Source organism: Streptomyces sp. S6 (genome assembly GCF_054880855.1).
The window spans coordinates 1-872 of record NZ_JBTYMC010000697.1; the positions used below are offsets into that span (position 1 = coordinate 1).

An 872-nucleotide genomic window follows, 5' to 3' on the forward strand; every position below is an offset into this window, starting at 1 on the left:
GGAGGTGCTGGGCCCGGCGCCGGAGGTCGCGCGGCTGCTGCTGCGGCGGTACGACGAGGCGCGGACCCCCACGCGCCCGGAGCCTCTCGCGGTGCTCACCGCCGGGGTCACCTCGGTTCACTGATCCGGCGTCCTCGGAACCCGGGTGCGCGGCACGCTCCGCTCAGCCCTCTCGAACAGCCGCGACGGCGTCGTCCGCGAGTCTCAGCAGCTCCGCGACCGGCAGCGAACCGGCCGGACGGCGCTCGCGGGCGAACTGGTTCGCAAGGCGCTGGAGGAGGCTGTTCAGCGGGGTCGGTACGCCGTGCAGCCGGCCGAGGAGGGCGATCTCGCCGTTGAGGTGGTCGGCCTCGATGCTGCCGGTGCCGCGCGCGAGGGACTGCCAGGAGGAGCCGCCGCCGCGCGGGGCGCCGGGCAGCGGGACGAGGGTGATCTTGTCGCCCCGCAGGGCCTTCTCCTCCTCGGTGCCGGTGTAAGCGATTCCCGCCGCTTTCAGCACCGCCTCCCCCTCCTCCCGCACCCGCTCCCACAGGGCCACGGCCCCCTCGTGACCGGACACCGCGTCCGCCGCGTTGCCCAGGTTGGTCAGCAGTTTCGCGTACTGCCAGCGGCTCACGTCGGGAACGACGGGCGCCTCGAACCGTGCCGCTTCGAGGTCCTCGGCGACGCGGTGGGCGGTGGCGTCGGTGCCGTGCGGGAAGCGGCCGAGGTGCAGGATGCCGGTCAGCGGGGCACCGGCGGCGGAGACGACACCGGGTTCGACGTACGCGGACGGCAGCCAGACGCAGACGCCGTAGACGTGGCTGAACCGGCGCAGCGCGAGCCGCCCACCCTCCACGCCGTTCTGCGCGCACAGCAGCGGCAGGCGCTCC

At 74.7% G+C, this 872-nt stretch carries 1 protein-coding gene and 1 pseudogene; one reads left to right on the plus strand and one right to left on the minus strand.

What is annotated here, in order from left to right:
• A pseudogene (locus ACVNF4_RS36535) lies at nt 1-124 on the plus strand (sirohydrochlorin chelatase); the annotation flags it as partial.
• 39 nt (nt 125-163) lie between these two features.
• Here the strand turns inward: ACVNF4_RS36535 and ACVNF4_RS36540 are convergent.
• Nucleotides 164-872: ketopantoate reductase family protein (locus tag ACVNF4_RS36540; protein ID WP_461807109.1), on the minus strand; the 709-nt coding region annotated here is incomplete at its 5' end.